The sequence below is a fragment of the Phenylobacterium hankyongense genome, from assembly GCF_003254505.1.
Lineage (GTDB): Bacteria > Pseudomonadota > Alphaproteobacteria > Caulobacterales > Caulobacteraceae > Phenylobacterium > Phenylobacterium hankyongense.
Window position 1 is genome coordinate 1 of sequence record NZ_QFYP01000003.1, and the last position, 814, is coordinate 814.

At 56.9% G+C, this 814-nt stretch carries 1 protein-coding gene; it reads right to left on the reverse strand.

The annotated features are described in order from the left end of the window. Positions 1 to 217: 217 nt before the first annotated feature. The coding region (locus DJ021_RS18425) for a ribulose-1,5-bisphosphate carboxylase small subunit (RefSeq protein WP_207801903.1) at positions 218 to 814 on the reverse strand (597 nt) is incomplete at its 5' end.

Consider the following 814-nt stretch of genomic DNA (forward strand, 5'->3'; position numbering starts at 1 on the left):
TTTTGAAAGAGAATTTATGGGTTTATATAGTAGCCGAAGCTGAGAAAATTCTCACCAACAAAAAAGAGATATATGATGGCATTACACAGCTCATATGTTGGGAATCGGCTAAAGACGACGGAAAGAAGGGGAAAGAGAGAGCAACAACACAGGCGCACGGGGAAAGCTTGTAGAAAGATCGGAAGGGGGTGCGATGGCCCCCAGCTAGACCGCTGGCTTAGGCTCCTGCGGGCTTGGCTGCAATGAAGCTGATGCACTGCACTTGGCGCTTGTTGTCGAAGCCGATGATCCTGACAAAGTACTCGGGGTAGGCCTTCTTGACCTCCTCCACCTCAGCGATCACCTGGGCGGAATCGGTGCAGCCGAACATGGGCAGCTTCCACATGGTCCAGTAGCGTCCATCGTAGTACCCAGGAGAGCTGTGGTACTCACGGTACACGAATCCTTCCTTGGAGAACTCGATGCAGGGAACCCATCCGTTGCGGATGAGGTAGTCGACCTCCTTGGAGAGGGCCTCGGTGCTGAGAGGAGGGAGGTAGGAGAGGGTCTCGAACTTCTTCAAGCCTTCCGGGGGCCACACCTGCATGCAGCGGACCTTGCCGCCGTTGCTGGGGAGGGCCGACATGTCAGCGTTCTTGCGGGTGACCGGGAAGGCGGCGGAGGATCGGAGCCCGTTGAAGGGCGCCACCATGTTCGTCTGGGCTGGGCTGGCGCGGGCCACTGCGGCGCTGGAGACCATCATCGAAGAGGCCATGATGACCCTTCTTCTCCTCCTCTCTTCCTCTTCCTCTTCCAATTGATGGCCGGATCCTAG